Source organism: Streptococcus cristatus, assembly GCF_003943505.1.
Classification (GTDB): domain Bacteria; phylum Bacillota; class Bacilli; order Lactobacillales; family Streptococcaceae; genus Streptococcus; species Streptococcus cristatus_E.
This window is the reverse complement of the sequence record NZ_RJPS01000113.1, coordinates 1-555: the sequence shown is the minus strand read 5'-3', so window position 1 is coordinate 555 and position 555 is coordinate 1. Positions and strand designations below refer to the sequence as shown.

General features: G+C 36.5%; 1 pseudogene. It reads right to left on the bottom strand.

The window, feature by feature from the left end:
* Positions 1-365: 365 nt before the first annotated feature.
* Positions 366-555, bottom strand: a pseudogene (locus tag D8792_RS11275) (hypothetical protein); the annotation flags it as partial.

Below are 555 nucleotides of genomic sequence, written 5' to 3'. Positions count from 1 at the left end.
TGATATTTTTACAGTCTAAATTTGAGAGTTTTCAGCTTTCTTTCTTTTATAATANTCTTCCTCCAATCGTTCTAAATCTTTCCGATACTTAGCGGTTACTTCTTCCCTCTCTTCACTAAGTGCATCAAAAGATTTTTTGACGGACAAATCAAATTGTTCCATATTGTCATTCATCTTACTAAGTGCTAGATATATCTCATCTGTTAAATGATCTCTAGAATAGTAAAGTAATTGGTCACTCAATAAATCTGTCTTTCTCCGAGCATCTAATCTCATAGAATCCAGCGCTTCTTCAACTTGCTCTATTTTCTTTAATTCTTGCTTATATTTCTCTTCTAGTCTGAATATCTGTTCCATAGCAGACCTCATTTAATAGGGTTTTGCAGATTTGGTTGTGGAATACTTGTTAGATAATTTGTCGCAGCTGTCGCAGCCTTCCCTGAAAATCCACCCTTGAGACTGTTATTGAGAGTAGCAGTAGCAAAATCAGACATCTGCAGCTTTTGCTCAGCCAACCAGGCGGTCAAGATAGTAGACTGTGCCTCAACTTTAGAT